We start from the raw sequence: 23,626 nt of genomic DNA, 5'->3' as shown, positions 1-23,626 counted from the left end.
CACATAGTTAATCACCTTGATATTAAACGTTATTGTGCGTAGTAGAGACCAGAGCAGTCAGCTAAAAATGCTTCCATTGAGTCTGCTAATTTATGATGTGGTTCTTTGCCAAGGTATTCAAGCCAGATACTTGCATCCTCTAATTTCATTACAAGTAGCAAATCATCTTCTTCACAGGTTGCAAAAAATACCGTATCAGCCTGTTTTAATCGGCGCTTCATAAGCACATGGCCGGTTATATTTTGCTGCAACCGATCAAAGTCTTGTTCGCTCCAAGCTTGCAACAAACAAAGATTATGTTCTTGATAGCTGGCAAATAAATTATCGCTGTAAAAGCTGCCAAAATAGGCCTGAAGTGCCGCTGGAAATTGTGTTTCAAGGGCTTTTTCTAACGCCTGCATATTGCCGTTTTGCGCCACTTGCTGCCAAGCAACCGAATCATTTTCGACACTATTTGGTATTTCACATGGACTTGCCCAATCGCTATCGTGAAACACACGTGGTGCCTGCCCTGTTTTTTGCTGTGCTAATTGCGTAATTTCCGTGTACACGCGTTGTAAGTTTTCGCTAATTGACATACTGCCTTTGCCCAATTTATTCGTTACAATAGTTAATTATTTTACCGATTTTAATCTGATTATGTCACATTACCAAGACGCGCCTGAATTAAAAGGTGCATTACTCGGACAACAAACCGAATATAAAGACAGTTACGATGCATCGTTACTGTTTCCCATTGCACGAAAACTTAATCGCGACGATTTAAATATCGATGAAAGTGCATTGCCATTTAAAGGCGAAGATACATGGACAGGCTATGAGCTTTCTTGGTTAAATCAAAAAGGTAAGCCAGTCGTTGCAGTTGCTGAGTTCATTTTCCCAGCCACCAGCAGCCATATTATTGAATCAAAGTCATTTAAACTGTATTTAAACAGCTTTAACCAAACTAAATTTGATTCTATGGCGCAGGTTCAGCAAATTCTAACCAGCGATTTATCTAAATCGGCAAATTGCGATGTGGTTGTAAAACTTTTCAATGCCGACGATTTCGATTGCTTAATGCCAACCCCGTTTACTGGCACGTGTTTAGATGACTTAGATATTGAAGTAAGTGAATACGATCTCAATACCGAGCTACTCAAAGCTGATGCGAGCAATGAGATTGTGACTGAGACACTGTATAGCCATTTATTAAAGTCTAACTGCTTGATCACATCACAGCCAGATTGGGCATCGGTGGTGATCCGCTACACCGGCAAAAAAATATGCCATGAGAGTTTACTCAAGTACCTTATTTCATTTAGAAATCATAACGAATTTCACGAACAATGTGTCGAGCGCTTGTTTTGCGATATTCAGAATAAGTTTTCTATGACGCAACTTGAAGTATTTGCACGCTATACACGTCGTGGTGGTTTAGATATCAACCCGTATCGCTCTACCGATTTTGCGACAACACAATTTAAGTTAAAAAGTAACCGCCAATAAGCAGTTACTTAAACTATCTTTATTTTTCTGTGGTTTTTACGCGCTTAGGCACATTTAAGCCACAGACATCGATGTAATTTGCTTGGTGGTGAAACCAAGGTTCCGGGCGATTGCGTCGTGATTCAATATACTGCTTAAAACTATCACTGTTGGTTTTCATCACTTCAATATTATGCGCTGGCGAATCGCTTAAATCTGCTGCCACAACAAAATTGCGAATTGGATTAAAGCTAACATCTTCAATAGTCGTTTTTGGTTTTCTATCTAGTCGTTGAATATGCTCAATACCCGTTACAACGCGTCCAAACGATGTGATATTTAAATCTAAATAACGGTGATTGCCCAAAATCACGTAAAATTCTGTACCACCACTATCAAGCTCGTTGCCTCTTGCCATGGCAAAATTACCAATACAGTGGGTTTGCCATGTTTGGGTGCTCGCCGCATTTTGCGCCACAGCAAAACCATTTAAAAAGCCGGTTTTATCAGCATAACCATCTTGTACATCCACTAGCTGAATCGCGATTGGCTTTTGTGTTGTTTTTACAAATTCCGCGGTGATGGATTTGCTGGCTGTTTTCGGCTGTTTCTTTTCGGAAATATCACCACCTTGCGCAACAAAGCCCTCTACAAAACGATAAATATTTAAGTCTTTATAAAACCCTTCTCGTACTAACTTTTTAAAGTTAGCAACGTGATTAGGAGCAAGCAACGGGTTTAGCTCAATTACTACATCGCCAGTGTTTAGCGATAGTATTAACGTGTTTTCTAAATCGAGCGCACGCCATTCATTTTGGCTTGATTGTGCTATCACTTTGGCAGGTGATAATGGCTTATCATTGCTTTGGCTTGCTGTGCTGGTAACAGCCAACGCGCCTACAACCAGCGATATTAGGGTTTTTCTTATCATTATTAGTCCCAATCAAATTTATATAAAATATCGAGCGAATCATTTAGGCCACTAATCGCTTCAATATACAGTTTTGGTAGTAATTGATAACGCACTGCAACTTCGCTCATCGAATCAAATATGCCAATACTGTATCGCACTTGAATGCCGGGCGCGACATAACCTGAAATCTCTACTTTGGTTTCTTCACCACTGCCGCGTGATGATAACGACACATCTTCAATACCGATTGCTTCACCGATTTTTGTAATACTGCCCTCACCACGCGCAAGACCGCGCGATAATAAAAGCTGGGTTAACATGCCATCACTCGATGAATTAGAATCGCTAAGCGGACGCCCTGACAATAAATAAGACAGCGCCATAGCTTGATCCATTTTGGGATCTGAAAATACTTCAAGGCGTGGTTGTTCAACACCACCGGTGAGTTTTATGCCAGCAATAACACCGTCTTCAGTAAGGTCAGGATTACGAATAGCTCTTACATTCAGTAGCGGTTTATCAACCGCACCATTAAAGGCGATTTGCCCTTTTTCGATTTGTAGCTCCTGCCCTAACCCGCGATAGTAACCTTCTAATAACGCCACTTCACCCGTTGCAATCAGCGGCGTATCGCCTACTTGTTTAAATAGCACATCGCCCTTTAACTTTGAACGTAAACCAAACGAATCAATACGCACATTGTCATCAATGACAACTGAAAGGTCGATACCGTAGCGAATTGGTAACGGTTTCTTTGTTTGTTTAGCAGCATCGACAATAACTTCATCATCGGAAACACTTACAGCACCTTCAGGTAGTTCTTTTACTTTAATGCGGCCATCAACGACACGGACTTGCCCTGAGACATTGGCGAATTGCTGTTCATAGGTCATATTAATATTTGGTGATATTGCAAACCACAAATTCGGCTCAAGGGCGATTTTAAAACCATTGCCTTTAATATTAGCACTCACACTCGGTTCGCCTTGCCAATTTGCTTGGCCATCAAGCGCTAAGCTGCCTTTATTGCTATCAAATAATTCGCCGTTGAGATTAGCACTGTGATCATTAAAGTTTATAGCCATATTGCCTTGTTCAATGCTCAATGGCGTCCATGGCGCGAGAAACGCAAGCCCTTGCAAAGCTAGTTTTCCGTTTACTTGTGGCGAAAACGCGCTACCTGATAAAGTAACATCGGCATTAAGTTCACCGTCGAGCTTATCAATTTGCTGGCTAAAGCCGGTTAAATTACTAAAATCGAGCGCTTGTAATTGTATTTTGCCGGTTAACGCACGTTTTCCGGTCACATCAGTAATATCGATATCACTAATAATGTTGCCGAGCACGGACGATGCTAAGTTTGCGTCTAGCATTACGTTTTTTTGATCCGCCTTAGCGTTCAAATAAAACTGTTCGATTGGCACTTGCGTTTTAATAAAGCTTTCGTTGATTGCAAAATTAACATCGCTGGATTTGATCTCACTATTTAAACTCAATAATTTGCCATGTTGCCAGCGTGCATCTAAATGGCCGACTAATTGGCCTGCAGGCGCTATGGTTTTAGGAAGCGCTAACGTTAATACAGAAAGATCAAAGTGCTTTAATGCTAACGATAATTCACCTTGCTCGGCCGATGCCGTTAATGGTTTTAAACAAAAGGCTGTATTAGTGCCTTGCCAGCAATGTTCGCTAACATTAACTTGCCCAGAGTTTACGTGATAACTGAAATCTATCGCTTGCTGATTGGTTAAATTGATTTTTTGATTTTTAAGCGCCAGCTTATTTACGCTACCAGCATATTGGTTGTTGATTAAACCACCGTTAATTTGTGATTTTGCATTTACTGTTTCAGATTCTAACGATAGCTTAGCCAGATGTTGCTTTAAGTCGCCCTCTATCGAAACAGAAACCGCATGAATTGGCTGATCATCAAGTGAGATCCCTTTGGCATCAAATGCAATCTTACTTAAATAATTTTTTGCAACATCAACATGGCCTTCACTGCTTAGCGCATCAATTCGGTACTCTTCAAATGCCAACTGTTTTAAATTTGCTTGCCAGCGCGCTTTTGGTTTTTCGAGTTCGCCAGTAATTTTAAACTCAGCGTTTCCGTGTCCTGACAGCCTTGGGTCAAGCGTATCGGGGTTTACTAAATTCAGGTTACCTGAAATATCCCACTCTTTTGTTATTTCACCGTGTAACGTTAATTGATTTTTGTCACTGGTAATCTGTAACTTAGATATTGACGCTTTTAGGCGATCATCAACTTTCATCGCAACAATCGCATCGATAGGCGCATTGTTTATTTGACCGGCAACGGCAAATTCCGGAATATCGAGTTGCCACTTGTTACCATTTGCGTGTACCGCCAAGTCACCTTTTAGCGCTAAATTAGAAGCAACCGAAGGCAAAAATTCCTCAGTGCTAATATTCTCAGATAATACTGAAATAGAGGCATCAACGCCTTGTTGCCAATTGACCTTACCTGCGAGTGTTAATGTACTCTTTTCACTTTCGATACCCAAGCGTTCAATATTGAGTTCAGAGAAGTTACCTTTGCCCTCACCATCAATCGCAAGCTTTGGCATATCTGTAACACTTAGCTTTGTGTTCAAACTATAGTCAAAAGCGGTCAAATCGCCTTTTGCACTAACGCTTGCGTCATCTACGGCGATTGTTTTATCGTCTTGTACTAGCTCTAAGTGCTTTGATAAAACGTTCAGTTCAAACGGTAATTGCTCATTCAGCAGCGATGCACTGCCATTAAGTGATGCACTGTATAAGCCCGTTAATTCACTGCTTATTGTTAATGCACTTAAATCACCTTCAAGATTCGCCTTAATAGCGTGTTTTGGGTGTTCAACGGTTGCGGTTAAGCTTATTGGGTTATGGTTTGCTAGTGACAACGCGCCGTTCAGTGCCGCACTGATGTCCTGATAATCAAGGCTTAAGTGAATAACATTTAAATCACTTGCTTGCTGCTTTGCCTGCAACGATACATTGCGGATCACTTGCGATACGTCTGCTTGCGCTAGTTCGAATTGCGATACACGTAGCGCGTTTATTTGCCAATCAAGTGGGGTTTCAAAATGCAGTGGCGATATTTTTGGCATCGTTATTGGCGATGTTGTTTTTGTAGCACTGGTTTCTTTATTTTGTGCAGGCAACGCTAACTTAATCTTATTTACAGCTAAGCGTTCAACGGTCAGTTCACTCTTTTGCGCATTAAGTTGGGTAAAAAACTCAGTGACATCAAGCGCCAACTCGCCTTGGGTAAAACGAAATGATTTTATTGAAAATGTTTTTACCGCTAGCGACATTGGCAGCTCTATTTTGCCAAGTGGCGATTGCGTATCAGGCTCTTGGGTATTTTTACTTGCTGCTAACTCAACCGCAACAGATTGCGCGTTAAACTGCTTCACACATATTGCCGCACAACTATAAAAACGCACATCAAGCTGCGCATTAACTAACGTAAGCGCTAACTGTTCATTTTTATAATTAACGCTAAACTGACCGCCGCGTAACAAAGGATCGTCTTTCATGGAAATAGAAAGATTTGGCACCAGTTTGTTTGCACCATAGACTATCAGTTGATTACCAACACCACTGAATACCAGCGCGACTAATCCAATAAGCAGTACTAACAAAGACCAAAATAGATTACGAAACACGCGTAAAACCGTTTTCGTAAGCGGGGTTTTAGTTACCGTTTCACTCATATTTCTGGCCCTATGGTAATACTAAAGCGACCTGTACGCGTGTCATCAGTAACAGCAAAGGCATAATCAATTCGTACCGGGCCAATTGGCGTTAACCATCGCAAACCAAGGCCTGTACCTACCTGAATTTTATCTTCGAAATCGTTGGTTGCAGTACCAGCGTCAATAAATAACGCGGCCCGCCAATTCGGTAAAAAGCGATAGTTATATTCGGCACTGGTAGTCGCTAAGTACTGCCCACCAACAACTTGATCATTAATTTTTGGTGCCACCGACTCGTAACGATAACCGCGAATGCTTTTATCACCACCAGCAAAAAAGCGCATCGAAATTGGTACATCATTAATATCGTCGGTGATTATGGCGCCTATATTAATGCGGCCAAATAACATATGACGCTCAGCAAAGGTGGTAAGACGTTGACCTAATAGCTGCACTTTTACTAAGTCTGTATCGGATGCGAGGCTTTCACTGGCAAACTCGGTAGAAATTAACAACTGCTCACCCCAATATGGCGTAGTTCCACCTAACGTACGTTTTCTTGCGTAACTAATGCCCGGTAGTACCATATTGCTGTGATAATGCGTGCTGTCTATTTCATAATTTTCGATTTCATACTTTAAAAACGCAGTACGGATCCAATTACTCTCTGTCAGCCATTGTCGTTGTGCTTGCACAGTTGCTTTTCGAGATAGTTTATTATCGTCATAAATATAACCCGCGCCAAAACGCCAAACATCATTATTCGGATCGTTCACCGGAATGGTATAGCTAATACGTGCTTGTGGGTCTACTTGACTGGCTTCAATATTGGTTTCAAGGTAATGGCCATTTTCGCTGATCCATGGTTTAGTCCATTTAAACCGTAACTTTAAACCGTTATCGTCGGTGCTTACACCACCACCGACCTCGAAACTGTTCTCAGGTTTATGCAGCAGTTGTACGATAACCGAGATCTCACCATTTTCACGATTAATAATATCGGGATATACACGCACACTTTTAAAGTAAGGCATGTTTGACAGTTGAATATTAAAATCAGTTACCGTGTTGTTATCATATGGATTGCCAACAACCATTGGATTTAAACGGTGCACCAACTCGTACGCTTTTATTTCTTTATCTAGTACAACAGGGCCAAATTTATAGCGAATTCCCGAATCCACATGTAAGCGAATAACCGCGCTGTAAGTACCACGGCGTACTTCAATGGCATGCTTTAACCACTTTGTGTCAAAATAGCCATATTCGAAAAGCACTGAGCTGATCTGGCTTTTTGCTTTTTCATACGCGCTATGATTAAGCGCCTGACCAACCGCCAAGTTAAGTTTTGCAATCTGTTCGTTAATTTCTTTTTGCTTTGCAGCGTCACCAAAAATCTGAATATCGAGCTGGCTAATCTGTGTCACCGTTTTTGCATCGACATTAACAACGAGGTGTACTTGCCCGCCGTCATCTTGTGCTTTAACGTCAATGGTGGGTAAGTAATAACCGAACGGTTTTAACGCATTTTGCGTAAGCGTTTTGGCTTTTTTAATGATGCTTGGAGAAAATGACTGTTGTTTGAGTTCATTTAAATATAACTCGACGTTGCGTTTTAACCCGTCGTTGTCTGTTTTTACAGTTATGCTCGAAACAATTGGCGATGCCAATACTGAGCAAGAGAACAAACATAACACTGTAAAAATAAGAATGCTGCGGAACAATTTATACTCAATTAATTTTAATCATGAATTCGGAGGCGATTGATTCTTTAAACGCGTATCAGCCTTTAGTTATTGAAGCTCACGTAAATTACACGGCGAAACATCAAACTCCGCGATAGAAACACGCTCAACGAGCACAAAAATAGAACGTTAAAAATCAACCGTACCTATTCTAACCTGCCAAAATGTGCGAATAAACAAAAACATTCACGATTACATATTTACCCCGTTTCACGCACGCAGTAAACTTAGCGCTATAAATTATTACGTGAGTACCTTGATGGATTTTCCAACAGACGACAATGGGCAAATTTTGGCCGAGATGCACCAAGAAGGTGTCGATTTAACCAAGACACACACGCTAGACTTTTTTATTCTTTTTGAAAAAGTCAGTGATGCAGACAAGTTTGCCAAAGTTATTAGCGAGGACGATCTTGCACCTAATACCAAACAACAAAAATGCCCAGATACGGGTGTGTTTGAAGTTTTAGTGAGTGTAGAAATGGTACCGGACCATCAGCTTATTACTGATTTAGAGAACTATCTAGAATCGGTTGCTAATCCGCTTAATGGCTACGGCGACGGTTGGGGTATTTTAGCTGAGTAAGCTAATAGCGTTAGTAAGTATGTTAACTTGCTAACGCTAAGCCAGCAGAATTACGCCACATTAATGGTGTTTCGCCCTGCTTCTTTTGAACGATATAGTGCTTTATCGGCGTCTTCAATCCACTGTTCGTATTTTGTATATTTACCATCAAACTGCGCAATACCTATGCTTATAGTAAGCGTGATTTCCGACTCTTCGTAATGGATCACCGCATCTTCTATGGTTTTACGCAAGCGTTCGGCAAATACTTTAGCGCCATCTAAGTCGGTATCAACTAACGTAACAGCAAATTCTTCACCGCCATAACGCCCTGCTACATCTGACTCGCGCAGCACTTTTTTCAACGTTTGTGATACAAAACACAGCGCTGCATCGCCACCTTGGTGACCAAATAAATCATTGATCTTTTTAAAGTGATCGATGTCGAACATTAACAAGCTACTTTTTGCCTGACTGCGTTGCTGACGCTTAAATTCTTTTGAAAAGCTTTCTTCCCAAAAACCCCGGTTATAAAGGTTCGTTAACCTATCAACTCGGCTTAACTCTTCTAGTTTTGCATTCGCTTGTTCAAGCTCTAGTTTGTTAACCGCCTCATCAGTCACGTCGTAAATAATCACGCACAAGTGAGAGACTTCGCCTGTGGTGTTCGTCAGCGGAATAAGAGTGCCATTTTGGTACATGTAATCTGCTTTACCGGTGATTGGTCGGTAATTTTTAAACTTAAAAATATACGGGTGTTGTTCCCAAATGGTGAAAGAACGGGTTTTTAACACAAATACCGATTCGGCTTTTGAACGAAACCATGTTTCATCGATGCCTGGGAAAGCATCGAATACGTCTTTACCTTTTACTGCACTGGGTAACAAACCAGAATGAGCTTCCATAAAGCCATTCCAAACACAAATATTGTATTTTCTGTCTAACACCACCAAACCGACGTCTATGGTGTTAAACATATCCATCATCCAGTGAATTTCATTGAGTTCAAAGTCTACGCTCATAGTGTTAGTCTTCTAATAAGTATTGTGTTTTAAACTTGAGTGTTTTTAGTGAGTCTTCAGTAAATAACAGCATTAGATCACAGTTTACGTTGTGATTTTCAATGCCGTAACTGATCTCAATTGCTAACGTACGCTGCCAACGATCTTGGTTAGTACTGACTAAATCGGCTACGTTACAATGCTGCCCCATTACCACAGGATGCCCTTGTGAAAAGTGCATATCAAGCTGCTTAGCAAGCCCCGTTAATACTGCGCCAATGAGAATATTCCCCACATCCATTAACAGCTCTAGCTCTACTTTTTGATTCAGTTCACCTTCGTAATTCATTAAAGATGCGATTTCAACAAAACTTGAATCATTGAGTAGCAATAATGCTTCACCCGATACGCCACCGCCTATAAAGCCCTGACATACTCCAGATGTGGATGCATTGGTATCAATTGATTGCAGCGCCATTGAAAGCTCATTGACTTCCAATACATTAACGTTGGGAATAGGTAGTTCAACAAAGACGTTAAGCAAACGTGCTAGTAAGTTACCCGCTTGCCCCATCGCTACGTTAGTGATCTCTTGATAGATATCTCGCAGTTCAGGATCGAGTTGCTCGCCAAGAGAGTGCTGCAAGCGCTCGCGCATGGCTTTATCTTTAATGCCATGCTTTTCAATAATCTCTTCTAGCTTAGCGCCATCACACGGCTTAGTTATAAAATCAATCGCCCCCAGTGCCATCACTCGTTCATGGGCCGTTGGCTGAATATCACCAGACACCACCACCACCAGCACGTGCAAATTCTCTGCTTTAATTGCTTGCAGCACTTCGTAGCCATCCATTTGTGGCATATTGAGATCGAGGAACAGAATTTCAGGTTGAATCGCTTTTATTTGCTCTAAACAATGAAGACCATTTTCAGCGTATTCAATTTGTATGTCCCAATCATCTGGTAGCGAACGAGCGAGCTGTCGCCGCGCCAAACGAGAGTCATCACATATTAAAACTGGGGTTGCCATACTATCACTCTTATTTTTTGTCTTTATAAGTTTAGAGCAGGAAGTAGGTTTTAACTAGCACTGCATGAAATCTAAGACTATTGTGCTAAAAATTGTAACAAATTACAAAAGTTTCGTTCACAAAGTTGCATATTTCACCAAATTGTTAAGTTTTGTATCGCGTGTCGAAAACCATTATTAGATAACTATTATTATCACTTTATCGGTGTCTTACACGTGTGCTAAATTAACATTACTTATAGCAGAAACTGTGTTTTTATTATGTTAAAAAATTTAATGACGTTAACGGGTTTAATTAGCGCATCTCTTTTGTCTTTAAACCTAGCGGCAGCGCAATATCAATTACCTCTGAATCAAACTGATTCTGGTAAAATTTCAGCCAACAGTAAAATGCTTACCTTGCGTGGTAATGCGGTTGAGCTAGGACTACAAGCGCCCGATTTCAAAGCGGCAAACAATAAATTTGCACCTGTCTCTTTAAGCGACTTTGAAGGAAAAGCGGTAATGATTAGCACAGTGCCAAGCCTAGACACTGGCGTATGTAGCTTACAAACAAAACACTTCAATGATAAGTTTGCAGCGAATTACAGTGACGTGGTGATGCTTACTATCAGTATGGATTTACCATTTGCACAAAGCCGTTTTTGTAAGGCCGAAAACATTACCCAAATGCATACTTTATCAGACGCGGTATGGCGTGAGTTTGCCCAAAATTATGGCTTGCTAATACAAGATATGGGGTTATTAGCGCGCGGTGTGATCATCTTAAATAAAGACCACAAGATTGTTTATAAGCAGTTAGTGACTAATTTAGCAAAAGAACCTGATTATGTCTCAGTAGAGTCAGCTCTTAAGAAGTTATAATTAACGTTCAGATATAAAAAAACCGCCGAGATGGCGGTTTTTTTATTTATTGGGTATTAGCCCAGTAAATCTGCAAGTTGTGCACTGACTGCTTCAACTGCTTGTGTACCATCTAATTTGTGGTACTGTGTGTTACCTGCGTCTGCTTCAGCACGGTAGTAATCAACTAATGGCTTAGTTTGTTCGTGGTAAATTGCTAAGCGTTTACGTACTGTTTCTTCTACGTCGTCATCACGAATAATTAAGTCTTCGCCTGTTACGTCGTCTTTACCCTCTGTTTTAGGTGGGTTGTAAACAACGTGATAAACACGACCAGAACCTGGGTGTACACGACGGCCGCCCATACGTTCAACAATGATTTCATCTGCAACGTCAAACTCAATACAGTGATCAACTGTAATGCCGTTTTCTTTCATTGCATCTGCTTGAGGAATTGTGCGTGGGAAACCATCTAATAGGAAACCGTTTTCACAGTCAGCTTTAGCAACACGCTCTTTTACTAGGCCAATGATAATTTCATCAGAAACAAGCTGGCCTGCATCCATTACTTTTTTAGCTTCAAGACCAAGTGGTGTACCCTCTTTAATCGCAGCGCGTAACATATCGCCTGTCGAAATTTGTGGGATACCGTACTTATCCATTAAAAATTGTGCTTGCGTACCTTTACCTGCACCTGGCGCTCCTAAAAGAATAATGCGCATGACTTTTCCTCAAGATGTTTTTTAATTGGGGGAATTCTTTCACAGTGGCAGTTGATTCTCAATAGTGATTAGCCAAAAGTTTAACCTTTGTTTAACCAAGTAACTGCAAAGCCATTATTTCGCGTATTTTTGCTTAAGGGCTGACGAGCTTTGTTTAGGGTCTGTTGACCTTTCAAGTTCGTTTTTGCAGCAGTTTGATTGGGTTTTATACAAGGCGGAGGCTGCGTGGCATAGTTATTCTATGTGAGCCAGCCGATAACACAGTAGAAAAGCCAAGCAAGCGCTGCCGAACGGTTCTTTTGAGCGCACTTTTCTCATTGTTGCCTATATGGATGTAGGTAAGGGGCGTGAGCAGGACGCGGAAGCTTTGCTCGATATTCGCTTAGATTACTAGGCCACACACCGAGCGCCGCGATAAAAGCACGCTTAAAAAGAACAAAAATAGAACAGCAAAGGTCAACAGGCCCTAATAATCAAGCTAAAAATATAAAGGAGCTCAAGCCAAAGCGAAATAAATAGCGCCGTGTTATGCCAAAGTCTCAGGCCAAACACTTGCTTTTACAATATGCTGCTTTAAGCTGGTTTAAATAATAATCAATTATAAGGAACACCTATGCAATCTGTCGTTATTGTATTGCTCGGCATTATCGGCATGCTGTTTGGCTGGTTTGTCTATTCTAAGTTTATTGCAAGTCGCATTTTCCAAATGGATGACAAGTACATTACCCCAGCTCATCAAATTAATGATGGCGTTGACTTTGTACCAACCAAAAAAGTGGTACTTTGGGGTCACCACTTTACCTCTGTTGCTGGCGCTGCACCGATTGTTGGTCCTGCCATTGCGGTTTATTGGGGCTGGGTACCCGCTGTTATTTGGGTAGTACTCGGAACTATTTTCTTTGCCGGTGTTCACGATATGGGCGCACTTTGGGCGAGCAGTCGCCACAAAGGTAAATCAATTGGCGCACTATCAGAAGAAGTTATCGGTAAACGCACCCGCGCTTTATTTATGATAGTGGTATTTTTAGTGCTGTTAATGGTTAACGCGGTATTTGGCGTGGTGATTGCCAACTCATTTGTTAGCCAACCAACTGCAGTATTGCCAGCCTGGGCTGCGATTGTGTTTGCCTTAATTATTGGTCAGTTAATTCGCCGCAACTTTAACTTAGTGTTTTTGTGTTTGTTGGGAGTAGTCGCGCTTTACTTAACCGTGTATGCAGGTAGCGAAATGCCATTGGCACTGCCAAAAGAAATGTTCGGGTTAAGTGACAAAGCTAACTGGATAATCATTCTATTTATATATGCCGCTGTCGCATCATTATTACCTGTGTGGGTGCTGCTACAACCTCGTGACTTTATTAATGGTGTTCAATTATTGGTGGGGTTAGTGTTACTTTACGGCGCCGTATTTATGTTTATGCCTGACATTACCGCACCTGCTTTTAATAGCGAAGTTGCAGAGTCTACGCCCAGTATTATCCCACTATTATTCGTTACGATTGCCTGTGGTGCGGTATCTGGTTTCCACGGTATTGTATCGAGCGGCACCAGTTCAAAACAATTAGATAAAGATACCGATGCACGGTTCGTTGGTTATTTAGGTGCTGTTGGTGAAGGTTCGCTTGCCCTTATTACCATTGTTGCTGTCAGTGGTGTAACACTCGCAATGAGCCCGCAGGAGTGGCACGAAGTATATAGCCATCTCGGTGCTGGCAGTGTTGGCGCATTTATTCAAGGTGGCTCAAACCTAATCTTCCAAGGTTGGGGCATTCCATCTGAACTTGCGTCGACCTTACTTGCTGTAATGGTTGTATTGTTTGCTGGAACAACAATGGATTCAGGTGTTCGCTTACAACGCTATATTATTCAAGAATGGGGCGAGATATATCAGATCAGCGCATTTAGAAATGGCATTATTGCTACACTGATTGCTGTTGCGTGTTGTTTATTATTAGCGTTTGGTGCAGGCGGTTCGTCTGGTTCGGGCGGCATGATCATTTGGCCATTATTCGGCTCAACTAACCAAATCCTTGCCAGTTTAACACTGTTAGTTATTTCTGTGATGTTAATAAAGATGGGGCGACCTGCTCGTTACACATTAGTGCCCATGCTATTTGTGCTAGTGATGGCATTTTTCGCCGGCATACTTAAACTGCAAGAATACTACAATGCGGGTAATTGGTTATTAGTTACCTTAGATATTATTGTGTTAGTCGTTTGTGTTTTAGTAATGCTCGAAGCGTGGACAGTTATCAAAGCGCAAAAGCAGCAATTAGCGCCAACGACCGAAGAAAATGACTAATTTAACGACTTAACACTTACAATAAAAAAGGGCGCTTAGCGCCCTTTTCTTTTAACCAGATTGATTACTTGCTTAAATCTAACATTAGTTTGTTTAAGCGAGAAACAAAGCCTGCTGGGTCTTTTAAGCTACCGCGCTCTGCTAGTAATGCTTGGTCAAGCAGTACATCAGCCCATTGTGCAAAGTTGTCTTCATCTTGCACATCATTTAAGTGCTTAACAAGTTGATGCTCTGGGTTTAACTCAAACACTGGCTTAGTTTCAGGTGCTTGTTGACCAATTTGCTCCATTAGCTTTTGCATTTGCGAGCTCATGTCGTGTTCATCGGCAACCACACAGGCTGGCGAGTCTGTTAAACGGTGAGTAAAGCGCACTTCTTTTACTTTATCACCCAGCGCTGTTTTAACACGCTCAATTAAGCCTTCGACTTCTTTTTCAGACGCTTCTTGCTCTTTCTTGCTCTCTTCGTCATCCAGATCACCAAGGTCTAAATCACCACGAGTAATTGATGCAAGCTGTTTACCGTCAAATTCCGTCAGATGACTCATCATCCATTCATCAACACGGTCTGAAAGCAGTAACACTTCAATGCCTTTCTTACGGAAGATCTCAAGGTGTGGAGAGCTTTTCGCTGCTTGGAAGCTATCAGCCACAACATAATAAATCTTATCTTGACCTTCTTTCATGCGTGCAATGTATTGTTCAAGCGATACATTTTGTGTCTCAAGATCAGAGTCAGTCGACGCAAAACGAAGTAGCTTAGCAATGGCTTCTTTGTTTGCCATATCTTCAGCCGGACCTTCTTTAATCACTTGGCCAAACTCATTCCAGAATGTTTGGTATTCTTCTGGTTTGTTTTTACCCATGCGATCAAGCATCTTAAGCACACGCGATGTACAGCCTTTACGAATTGCTTGCGTCACTTTGTTGTCTTGTAAAATTTCGCGCGACACATTAAGTGGAAGGTCATTTGAATCTAGTAAGCCTTTAACAAAACGTAAGTAGTTAGGCATAAACTGCTCAGCATCATCCATAATGAATACGCGTTGCACATACAGTTTTAAACCGTGTTGACGTTCGCGATTCCACATATCAAATGGCGCTTTTTTAGGAATATAAAGCAGGCTTGTGTATTCTGTTTTACCTTCAACTTTATTGTGAGCCCATGTTAGTGGCTCTTCCCAATCGTGACCAACGTGCTTATAGAATTCTTTGTATTCTTCATCAGAAATTTCTGATTTATCACGAGTCCAAAGCGCTGTTGCTTTGTTAATTGCCTGCCACTCACCTGGCGTTGCTGGAATTTTCTCGCCATCAGGACCTTCTGACTCTTCCGTTGGCGCTTGATACATTTCCACTGGAATTGATACGTGATCTGAGTATTTAGTTACGATTGAACGTAAACGGAACTCTTCTAAAAATTCTTTTTCATCGTCACGTAAGTGCAGAATAATTTCAGTACCACGCTCGGCTTTTTCAATATCCGCTAGCGTGTATTCACCTTCACCTTGTGAATGCCATTCAGTTGCTTGCGCTTCACCCGCTTTACGAGTGCGCACAGTCACACTATCAGCAACGATAAACGCTGAGTAAAATCCCACACCAAACTGACCAATCAGTTGTGAATCACGTGCTTGATCGCCCGTTAAGTTTTGGAAAAATTCAGCCGTGCCTGATTTTGCGATAGTACCAAGTGAACTAATCACTTCTTCGCGACTCATACCAATACCGTTATCTGAGATAGTTACGGTGTTTGCATCTTTGTCAGCGCTAATACGAACGCGTAACTCGCCATTACCTTCGTAAAGGTCGTTATTCTCTAATGCGAGAAAGCGCAGTTTATCTGCTGCGTCGGATGCGTTTGAAACAAGTTCACGTAGAAAAATCTCTTTATTTGAATAAAGAGAGTGGATCATAAGCTGTAGAAGTTGCTTTACTTCGGTTTGAAAACCAAATGTTTCTTTTTGGGCAGACATTGAAAACTCCGTCAAAATCTTAGGTTTTTGCTATGTTGCAATTGGATATAGGGTTGAGTTTCGAGATTTCAAGAGTAAACGTTAAAATCCGAAATAGTTGCCGAAATTAAGCGCAATCAGACTTACACTTGTTTTAAATATTCCCCGTAAACGATACAATCACCGACCAAGCTGTATTGAGTTAATAACAACAATGACAATCGCCATTCGTACTCTGATTTTTATACTAATTATTTGTTGCACAGCCTTCGTTTATTCAGCGATTCATAATCGTGACGTGCATTTAAGCCACTTTGATTTTCTGACAAGCCATCAGATTTTATCGGTAAAAGAAAAGCCTGAAGTTAAACATTGGTATTTTACAGCTTACCCAAACAACAATTACCACTATGGACTTTCGAACAATGAAGTAATCGAAGGTAAATCAAGCTTGTTTATCGTTAATAAGCTTCCCAGCAAAGATGGCGCTGCCTCAATCAGACAAACTATTCAGGCTGCAAGTTTTAAAAATCAAAAAATCGAATTATCGGGTTATGTCAAAGCGAGCAACCTTGATGGAGAAATTACGTTGCAGTTGGATATGCTTGATCACGATGACAATATTGTTCGCCGCGCTGATGCCAAGTTTATTGGCACTAATACAGAGCTTGATTGGCAACGCTTTTCAATTGTCGCTCAGGTCCCTGCTGATTCATCTGCGCTATCTTACGCTGGCATACTCCGTGGCTCTGGGCAAGTGTGGTTTGATAAGTTTGAACTTAAACTCGCGCCAAATGAAGCGAAAGACAACAGTTATGCCTATGGGTACACAATGCCAAAGGAGGAAGCGCCCAGCCCTGCTCGCACTAGATACCTGAATATCGTTGGTTACAACACCCAACCCTTTGGTACCTTAACCAAAGGAGCACAACCTATAAACCACTCAACATGGGAAATAAGTGATGAACTAGATGGTGAATACCAAATTAGTAACGACACGGGTACATTGCTGCTCGAGAGCATAGTGGATGAACCTAATTTTGGTGTAGTGCTAAAGCGCTTTGACTTTAACGCAGCAAACGCTATTAAAGAAAACATTACTGGTATTCGGTTTCGTGCACAAATAAAACACCAGTTTGTAAAGTCGATAGCCAGTATTTGGATGCGCATTGAAGATAAACACACCAACGCATTGGCGTTTGATAATTTACGTTACACCAGTGGCGGAGGCACTCGCGACTGGCAAGATATCGAAGTAACACTGCCCATTACAGAAAATGCTGCAATTGTGTCGTTTGGTGCGCTTTTGATAAGTCGCGGTAAACTTTGGTTACGTAACCCCCATATCGAGTACGTACATGAACCGGTGCAGCGCAATACGCAGTTATTGGCAAAGCCGAGTAATCTTGGCTTTGAGTAATTGGCTCATTTAGTAACTTAGTGTATGTTATAGCAAAATTGGAAAACTCAAACTCCTTATGAAATTAACATCAGGCGTAAGCCAACTTGTTGAAGCCTTGCGCTGCTTGCCTGGCATCGGCCCAAAATCAGCGCAACGTATTGCATTTCACCTGTTAGAACATGATCGCGATGGCGGTCGTCAATTAGGTCAAAGTTTAACGTTTGCAATGGAAAACGTCGGCCATTGTAAAACTTGTCGAACTTTTTGCGAAACCGATCAATGTGATATTTGCTTAAGTACAAAACGCCAAGATTCCGGTCTGTTATGTGTCGTTGAATCACCAACGGATATTCTAGCGATTGAGCAAACGGGGCAATTTCAAGGCCGTTATTTCGTTTTAATGGGTCACTTATCGCCACTTGACGGCATCGGACCAATGGAACTTGGTCTGGATGTGTTTGAGCAACAATTAAAGTCGGGCACCATTGAAGAAGTTATCTTAGCGACAAACCCAACGGTAGAAGGTGAGACAACGGCGCATTATATTGCCGATATGTGTGCTAAAAATAACATTAGTGCATCACGTATTGCCCATGGCGTGCCGGTTGGTGGTGAACTTGATTTAGTAGACGGTATGACACTCTCCCATGCGTTTTCAGGCAGAAAGAAAGTCAATTAGCCTTAACAAAATAAACACAAAACAGCCCGCAATGCGGGCTTTTTTGTTTTAACTTTGGCGTAAAATTTTTAGTTTAGTAACTTAGATTCAATACGTTGCGCTGCAACATAACAAATCAGTTTAACAATAGCACCGTAGTAAAACGTCAAAATTGATACAGCAAATGCAGGGCCAATTACACTGCTAAACTCTTGTGCACTAATATTTGATGCCATCGCCACCCAACCAATCAAGGTCGTAATGCCGCCACACCACAAAGCAGAATTTCCTAGTACCGAAAAAACACGCTTTGATTGCACGAGTTCTCTCTCACTAAAGCTTCTTTCATCACTTACCACGCAACCAAATGCAAAGGTAAATTCTTGCCAAGACGTAGCAGCAATAGCAAAAAAGATAGCTGGAGGAAACACCAACATTGCTGATGGCACATCAATAAACGCGGTTACATCCGCACCCATAACCATGCCAAATACCATCATCGACATAAACACAATTAGACTTAAAATAAACATGATTAACCCTCTTTGAGTTGTTGGCATAAAACGGTAGGCTAGATTAAACGTCTGCTGCCAATACCAATATTGAATTGCAATCGGCGCGAGGCCTTGTTGTTGTTTTAAATAATACGTTTCTTCTAAATCGCCAATTACCGCATCGCGTATTGACGCAGGTAAGCTCCAGCTCAGCAGTTTATTTGCTAGCACCATTTCGTGTTTGTTTTTAAGCGGAGATGAACTATGCATAATGTGCTAACTTACTTAACTGCACACCTTGCCATAAGGTATCAAGTGCATTTTTAGCACGATTAAGCGCCTGCTTTCCTTGACCGGTTACAGCATAAAACTTCTTTGCTCTACCACCTCGTTCAGCAATTGCTTCCCCTTGCGAGCTTGTTAACAAACCTTTTTTTTCAAGGCGTTCCAAAGTGGTATACAAGGCCCCTACACTCACATCGCGATCAATTGCTTCAACTAGCATGTCGCGAATAGACACCCCGTATGCATTGTCATTGAGTTTTAAAATGGCAAGCATCACCATTTGTTCAAACTCACCTAGAAACTTCTCTTTCATTGCTATTTAAATATATTATTTTTATCACAATGTAGAATAAATAATATAACCCGTCCAATTAATTCTACAATGTAGTATTAATATACGAATAAAGCGTGAGATAAGATAACGCATATTAAACGTAGTTTGTGCACCAAATTAACCCGAGTTGAGGTTAAATAGAATTTACAGATTCAATGATTTATAGAAAGGTGGACGCAAGTAATAAAGCCAAGCGTGGTTTTAACAGCCTGGCTTCGCTTGATGTATATTTTGTTATTTTTGACTTAGTATATTTTGCAACTCAACAATTTGCGTTGGCGTTAAGTCGGCCGTGTTCAAAAGGTGTTTTAACGCATGAAAAGGTCCATCCGATTCATCGCCTTCAAATTTAAACTTAAATACTTGAGCCTGCTTTTCACCGTCACTCAAAACAAATACATTGCTACCGCTTTGTGACGACCAAGCTTCATCAGCATGGATTTCGATATGCTTTTCAATATCGCCCTCACCACTTTTAAATGCAAATACCTTCAATCCTTGATCATGTTCAACCTCAAGGTTACGTAATAACTCTCGCACCTTTTCTTGTTTTTCAGATGGTAAACCCGCAACTGCATCTTCAATTTGCTGCTCACTCGGCTTGCCATCGAACTGTATCTTAATAGGCGTTGTTGCCCCATCACTTATCAGTTCAATATCGGTTTTGTATTCAATAACTTTTACTTTTTTCTCTGTATCACCCGCCATCGCTGTAGTACATGCAAGTGCTAATGCCGCTAATAGTAAAAAACGTGTTTTTTTTAGTAACATGGTTAATTCCTTGTTTAATTGATTTTGTTGTTAACTCTGTTTGTTACTAAGGAATTTTCATGCCAAAAGTATAATCATTTGATTTAAAATGGTTTTTGCTATTTTTTAATCATTTTAACGAAATTGAGTTTGCCTATATGCGGGTCGCATTTCCTGATATCAGGAATTGTAGTATGAAAACTGTGAGCACTTTTTTAATACTGAATTACATTTGAGTAGTAACTATATAACTTTCAATGTGTTGTAGAGTTATTTTTAATTTAGGCATTAGCTGATAATCTGGTACAAAGTTTGAATTAAGATATGACCACGTGTTATTTACATTCGATAAAAAAGGAAGCCCTCTTTGAGTATCAGAAAACTGTTAATTATTACTTTAGTTGTGTTGTTTGCCAGCGTCGCATTAATTCAAACGGCACTCACTATGTATTTTAAGCAGCAAATCGAAAGTGAAATCTTAAGTAAAAGTGAAGTATTAACAGAAAAAATCTTGGCCTCGACCAAAGATAAAGTTCGTAAAAAGCTAATTGAAATTGCCCCAAAAAGTGGGGATAACAGCGATATCAAATTTGAATTTCATATCGCTGCAGAATCCGATAGCGATGCTCATGCAGCATCTAACGCGCACGAAAACAGTACCACGGTTGTAAAACGCCATGTGGTAATTGATAAAGATAACGAACGCAGTATTGAAATTATTAGTCAGAATGCAGAGCAGATTGAAGCGGTGTTTATGGCGGTAGACGACTTAGACAATATGCAAGTACATCGTCAAATTAGTACCGAATACCTTACCAACAGTGCGAGCTTTGAACGCTTTACGCAGTCAATTCTTTGGAGTATTGCTATTTCCTCTGCCCTTGCATTGCTACTGGCGCTTTGGCTTACCAACAAAATCACGCGGCCAATTAATCAGCTAGTGCAAGCGATGGATGAGCTAGATAACGATAAACTCGGTATTCAAATTCCTGCAAAAGGTGTAACCGAACTTAAGCGTTGTGCACAGCAGTTTAATTCAATGAGCAGCAAACTGGCCGAATTCACTAAAGTACAGCATCAAATAGAACAGAAAAAACACCTAGCGCAGCTTGGTGAATTAAGTCGGGGTATTGCCCATGCACTTCGTAACCCAGTTCACACCCTAAACTTAACCATAGACCAATATTTTAAAGCACCCGAAACAGAGCGTACTAAGCTAGAACAAATTGCGCATACTAAAATCGAGCATATTGATAAAAATATTAATGCACTTCTAACCCTCTCCAAAGATAAAGTCGACAGAAGCACTGAGGTACCGCTTGCTGCCGTACTAACGGATATAAAGCTCGAACTATTATCAGAAAATACACCCATTAACATCAATTGCGATAACAGTATTAAACTCGTTGGCCTCGAAACCGAAGTACGCAGTATTTTACATACGCTTATTGTCAATGGTATTGAATCAGGCGGCGAAAACAACGTTATTGATATTGATGTAAATACACATGAAAAAACGGTAAACGTTGAGATTAATGACAAAGGTAAAGGTGTAAATTCAGCTATTCAAGCGCAATTATTCCAACCGCATGTAAGCGACAAGCCAGATGGTGCCGGCATCGGCCTTTACCTCGCTAAACAGATTATCAATTTGTATTACGCGGGCGATATTCAACTTATTAACACCAGTCAAAATGGTAGTCACTTTCGCGCAATGTTTAAAAGAGAAGTTTAATGGATAACGTACATATTCTATTGGTTGAGGACGATACTGCTCAAAATGAGTTAATCGCTGCAATGTTAAGTGCTGAGGGGTTTACCGTTACAGCGACATTTAGCGTGGAAGAAGCTATTGTGGCGCTTAAAGCTGATAATCGCATTAGCTTAATTTTTAGTGATTGGAAACTAGGCCAATTAAGCGGGCTTGAATTATTAGAGTTTACGCGAAAAAACAACTTCCCTGTGGGTATTGTTATTGCCACAGCTTACGGCTCAATTGATCATGCTGCACTTGCCATTGAAAAAGGCGCGGATGACTATTTAGCAAAGCCATTTCAGCGCCAAGAGCTATTACTGGCACTCGCCAAAGCAAATAAAGCCAATCAGTTACGTTTAACCAACCAAACGCTTAATAGTCAACTGAGCCAACAAGATAGCATGGTCGATTTGATTGGCAGTGCCCCATGTATGCAAAAGGTATTTCAACGTATTGAAAAAGTGGCTTCCACTAACGCAACCGTTTTAATTAGTGGTGAAAGCGGAACCGGAAAAGAGCTTGCAGCGCGTGCACTTCATAAAATTTCACCGCGCAAAAGTAGCCCATTTATTGCGATTAACTGTGGCGCAATTCCTGAATCCATTGCCGAAGCTGAATTATTTGGCGCCAAAAAAGGGGCTTTTACTGGAGCTAATCAAGATAAGCTCGGAAAATTTGCCGCGGCCGACGGTGGTACTTTATTTTTAGATGAAGTAGCGGAGCTTAGCCCGCAGTTACAAACTAAACTACTGCGCTTTTTACAAGAGGGGGTGATCACCCCGTTAGGCTGTCACCAAGAAGTAGCGCTTGATGTACGTGTGATTGCAGCAAGCCATAAACAATTATTAGCACAAGTTGAAGAAGGCCTATTTCGCGAAGACTTGTATTATCGCTTAAACGTTGTGCCTATTCATATGCCAGCACTGCGTGAGCGAAGTGAAGACATCGGCAAGCTTATTCATTACTTTAAAGACAAATTTAGCCAACAGTATGGTGGAGATATTGAGCCATTAAGTGCGCACACGTTAAAACAGCTATTAAGCTACCCGTGGCCTGGTAATGTTAGGCAGCTGTCAAATTGCATTGAGCGTTACGCGCTACTTGGCGATGAGGACGAACTATTAGAGAGCCTTACACACGAAAACGGGCAACTCCAGCAAGGCGGTCAATATATTTTGCCTAGTGAGGGAATAGATTGGCATCAGTTTGAACGCGATATTTTATTGCAATCGCTTAAACGCTGTGAAAATAATAAAACTGCAGCCGCAAAATTATTAGGGCTAAGTTACAAAGCCTTTTTATATCGACTCGAAAAACACCAAATTTGACCGTTTATCATTAAATTTCACATTGTGTATGTTTTTGCATTAAGCTAAAGCCACATTTACTCGAAGGTTAGGAGCGACAATGAGTGGCACAACGATGATTGTGATGATCGTATTTGTCTCAGTAGGTTTTGGCGTATTGGCAGATATGTACAACAAGCACATTAAATTTAAAGAGAAGACGTTAAAACACAATCAAGCAAGTGATGCACAAACAGAAGATTTAAAACAACAAATCACCAAGCTAACTGAACGTGTTCAAGTACTCGAAAAAATTGTAACGGACGATGGCTACCAAGTAGCGAAAGAAATCAATAAGTTATAAAAAAAGCGCTAAGTATTTTACTTAGCGCTTTTTTTGTTTTGCATCGGCTAC

The 23,626-nt window shown here is 40.9% G+C and carries 20 protein-coding genes; 9 read left to right on the top strand and 11 right to left on the bottom strand.

What is annotated here, in order from left to right:
* Nucleotides 1-29 precede the first annotated feature (29 nt).
* The gene (gene syd, locus ACHSBP_RS10480; protein WP_395388801.1) at nucleotides 30-578 is read right to left on the bottom strand and encodes a SecY-interacting protein; all 549 of its coding nucleotides are present in this window, start codon (nucleotides 576-578) and stop codon (nucleotides 30-32) included.
* Between the two features lie 61 nt (nucleotides 579-639).
* Here syd and queF point away from each other — a divergent pair, with 61 nt between their 5' ends.
* A complete protein-coding gene (queF, locus tag ACHSBP_RS10475) occupies nucleotides 640-1,488 on the top strand; it encodes an NADPH-dependent 7-cyano-7-deazaguanine reductase QueF (protein WP_010559852.1) in 849 nt (282 codons plus the stop codon).
* Nucleotides 1,489-1,507: 19 nt separating this feature from the next.
* Here the strand turns inward: queF and ACHSBP_RS10470 are convergent, their stop codons facing one another.
* The 3 genes from ACHSBP_RS10470 to ACHSBP_RS10460 are packed head-to-tail and all read right to left on the bottom strand — an operon-like array spanning nucleotide 1,508 to nucleotide 7,772.
* Complete coding sequence (locus ACHSBP_RS10470; protein ID WP_010559851.1) at nucleotides 1,508-2,398, bottom strand: peptidylprolyl isomerase; 891 nt, start codon at nucleotides 2,396-2,398, stop codon at nucleotides 1,508-1,510.
* Nucleotides 2,399-2,400: 2 nt separating this feature from the next.
* Nucleotides 2,401-6,102 (bottom strand): translocation/assembly module TamB domain-containing protein, encoded by a 3,702-nt coding sequence (locus ACHSBP_RS10465; protein WP_010559850.1) that lies wholly within the window; start codon nucleotides 6,100-6,102, stop codon nucleotides 2,401-2,403.
* A complete protein-coding gene (locus tag ACHSBP_RS10460; protein WP_395388800.1) occupies nucleotides 6,099-7,772 on the bottom strand; it encodes an autotransporter assembly complex family protein in 1,674 nt (557 codons plus the stop codon). The genes ACHSBP_RS10465 and ACHSBP_RS10460 overlap by 4 nt, the downstream gene beginning before the upstream one ends.
* A 316-nt stretch (nucleotides 7,773-8,088) precedes the next feature.
* Here ACHSBP_RS10460 and ACHSBP_RS10455 point away from each other — a divergent pair, with 316 nt between their 5' ends.
* Nucleotides 8,089-8,415, top strand: coding sequence for a ribonuclease E inhibitor RraB (locus ACHSBP_RS10455; RefSeq protein ID WP_010559848.1), 327 nt, complete (start codon nucleotides 8,089-8,091; stop codon nucleotides 8,413-8,415).
* 50 nt (nucleotides 8,416-8,465) lie between these two features.
* Here the strand turns inward: ACHSBP_RS10455 and ACHSBP_RS10450 are convergent, their stop codons facing one another.
* Together ACHSBP_RS10450 and ACHSBP_RS10445 are read right to left on the bottom strand one after the other, a co-directional pair.
* Nucleotides 8,466-9,416 carry a diguanylate cyclase gene (locus ACHSBP_RS10450; protein WP_010559847.1) on the bottom strand — a complete coding sequence of 317 codons (951 nt, stop codon included), beginning with the start codon at nucleotides 9,414-9,416 and terminating at the stop codon, nucleotides 8,466-8,468.
* A 4-nt stretch (nucleotides 9,417-9,420) separates the two neighbouring features.
* On the bottom strand, nucleotides 9,421-10,425 hold the full coding sequence (locus ACHSBP_RS10445; RefSeq protein WP_010559846.1) for a response regulator: 1,005 nt from the start codon (nucleotides 10,423-10,425) through the stop codon (nucleotides 9,421-9,423).
* Between the two features lie 261 nt (nucleotides 10,426-10,686).
* Between ACHSBP_RS10445 and tpx the strand changes: the two genes are divergently transcribed.
* The gene (gene tpx, locus ACHSBP_RS10440; protein ID WP_395388799.1) at nucleotides 10,687-11,289 is read left to right on the top strand and encodes a thiol peroxidase; all 603 of its coding nucleotides are present in this window, start codon (nucleotides 10,687-10,689) and stop codon (nucleotides 11,287-11,289) included.
* 56 nt (nucleotides 11,290-11,345) lie between these two features.
* Here the strand turns inward: tpx and adk are convergent, their stop codons facing one another.
* Entirely contained in the window at nucleotides 11,346-11,990 is a 645-nt protein-coding gene (gene adk / locus ACHSBP_RS10435; RefSeq protein ID WP_010559844.1) for an adenylate kinase, read from the bottom strand.
* A gap of 613 nt (nucleotides 11,991-12,603) precedes the next feature.
* On the opposite strand from adk, the gene ACHSBP_RS10430 reads away from it, so the two are divergent.
* Nucleotides 12,604-14,292 carry a carbon starvation protein A gene (locus tag ACHSBP_RS10430; RefSeq protein ID WP_010559843.1) on the top strand — a complete coding sequence of 563 codons (1,689 nt, stop codon included), beginning with the start codon at nucleotides 12,604-12,606 and terminating at the stop codon, nucleotides 14,290-14,292.
* A gap of 64 nt (nucleotides 14,293-14,356) precedes the next feature.
* Here ACHSBP_RS10430 and htpG read toward each other — a convergent pair whose 3' ends face one another.
* Entirely contained in the window at nucleotides 14,357-16,267 is a 1,911-nt protein-coding gene (gene htpG / locus ACHSBP_RS10425) for a molecular chaperone HtpG (RefSeq protein WP_010559842.1), read from the bottom strand.
* 193 nt (nucleotides 16,268-16,460) lie between these two features.
* Between htpG and ACHSBP_RS10420 the strand changes: the two genes are divergently transcribed.
* Both ACHSBP_RS10420 and recR read left to right on the top strand, forming a co-directional pair.
* The gene (locus ACHSBP_RS10420) at nucleotides 16,461-17,666 is read left to right on the top strand and encodes a hypothetical protein (protein ID WP_010559841.1); all 1,206 of its coding nucleotides are present in this window, start codon (nucleotides 16,461-16,463) and stop codon (nucleotides 17,664-17,666) included.
* Nucleotides 17,667-17,724: 58 nt separating this feature from the next.
* The gene (gene recR, locus ACHSBP_RS10415; RefSeq protein WP_010559840.1) at nucleotides 17,725-18,327 is read left to right on the top strand and encodes a recombination mediator RecR; all 603 of its coding nucleotides are present in this window, start codon (nucleotides 17,725-17,727) and stop codon (nucleotides 18,325-18,327) included.
* Nucleotides 18,328-18,395: 68 nt separating this feature from the next.
* On the opposite strand, the gene ACHSBP_RS10410 is transcribed toward recR, so the two are convergent.
* The 3 genes from ACHSBP_RS10410 to ACHSBP_RS10400 all read right to left on the bottom strand — a co-directional run bounded on the left by ACHSBP_RS10410 (nucleotide 18,396) and on the right by ACHSBP_RS10400 (nucleotide 20,190).
* Entirely contained in the window at nucleotides 18,396-19,070 is a 675-nt protein-coding gene (locus tag ACHSBP_RS10410) for a MotA/TolQ/ExbB proton channel (RefSeq protein ID WP_010559839.1), read from the bottom strand.
* Nucleotides 19,063-19,398: a PadR family transcriptional regulator gene (locus ACHSBP_RS10405; RefSeq protein ID WP_040642776.1), complete on the bottom strand. Its 336-nt coding sequence runs from the start codon at nucleotides 19,396-19,398 to the stop codon at nucleotides 19,063-19,065. The genes ACHSBP_RS10410 and ACHSBP_RS10405 overlap by 8 nt, the downstream gene beginning before the upstream one ends.
* Before the next feature lie 255 nt (nucleotides 19,399-19,653).
* The gene (locus tag ACHSBP_RS10400) at nucleotides 19,654-20,190 is read right to left on the bottom strand and encodes a hypothetical protein (protein ID WP_010559837.1); all 537 of its coding nucleotides are present in this window, start codon (nucleotides 20,188-20,190) and stop codon (nucleotides 19,654-19,656) included.
* 346 nt (nucleotides 20,191-20,536) lie between these two features.
* Here ACHSBP_RS10400 and ACHSBP_RS10395 point away from each other — a divergent pair, with 346 nt between their 5' ends.
* The 3 genes from ACHSBP_RS10395 to ACHSBP_RS10385 all read left to right on the top strand — a co-directional run bounded on the left by ACHSBP_RS10395 (nucleotide 20,537) and on the right by ACHSBP_RS10385 (nucleotide 23,575).
* Nucleotides 20,537-21,904: an ATP-binding protein gene (locus ACHSBP_RS10395; protein WP_395388798.1), complete on the top strand. Its 1,368-nt coding sequence runs from the start codon at nucleotides 20,537-20,539 to the stop codon at nucleotides 21,902-21,904.
* On the top strand, nucleotides 21,904-23,253 hold the full coding sequence (locus tag ACHSBP_RS10390; RefSeq protein ID WP_010559835.1) for a sigma-54 dependent transcriptional regulator: 1,350 nt from the start codon (nucleotides 21,904-21,906) through the stop codon (nucleotides 23,251-23,253). Before ACHSBP_RS10395 ends, ACHSBP_RS10390 begins: the two co-directional genes overlap by 1 nt.
* Nucleotides 23,254-23,332: 79 nt before the next feature.
* Entirely contained in the window at nucleotides 23,333-23,575 is a 243-nt protein-coding gene (locus ACHSBP_RS10385; RefSeq protein WP_054980438.1) for a hypothetical protein, read from the top strand.
* Nucleotides 23,576-23,626: the final 51 nt, after the last annotated feature.

It is taken from the genome of Pseudoalteromonas sp. XMcav1-K, assembly GCF_044005875.1.
GTDB lineage: Bacteria > Pseudomonadota > Gammaproteobacteria > Enterobacterales > Alteromonadaceae > Pseudoalteromonas > Pseudoalteromonas spongiae.
Note: the sequence above shows the minus strand (reverse complement) of the source record. Positions and strands in the feature narration are given on the sequence as shown.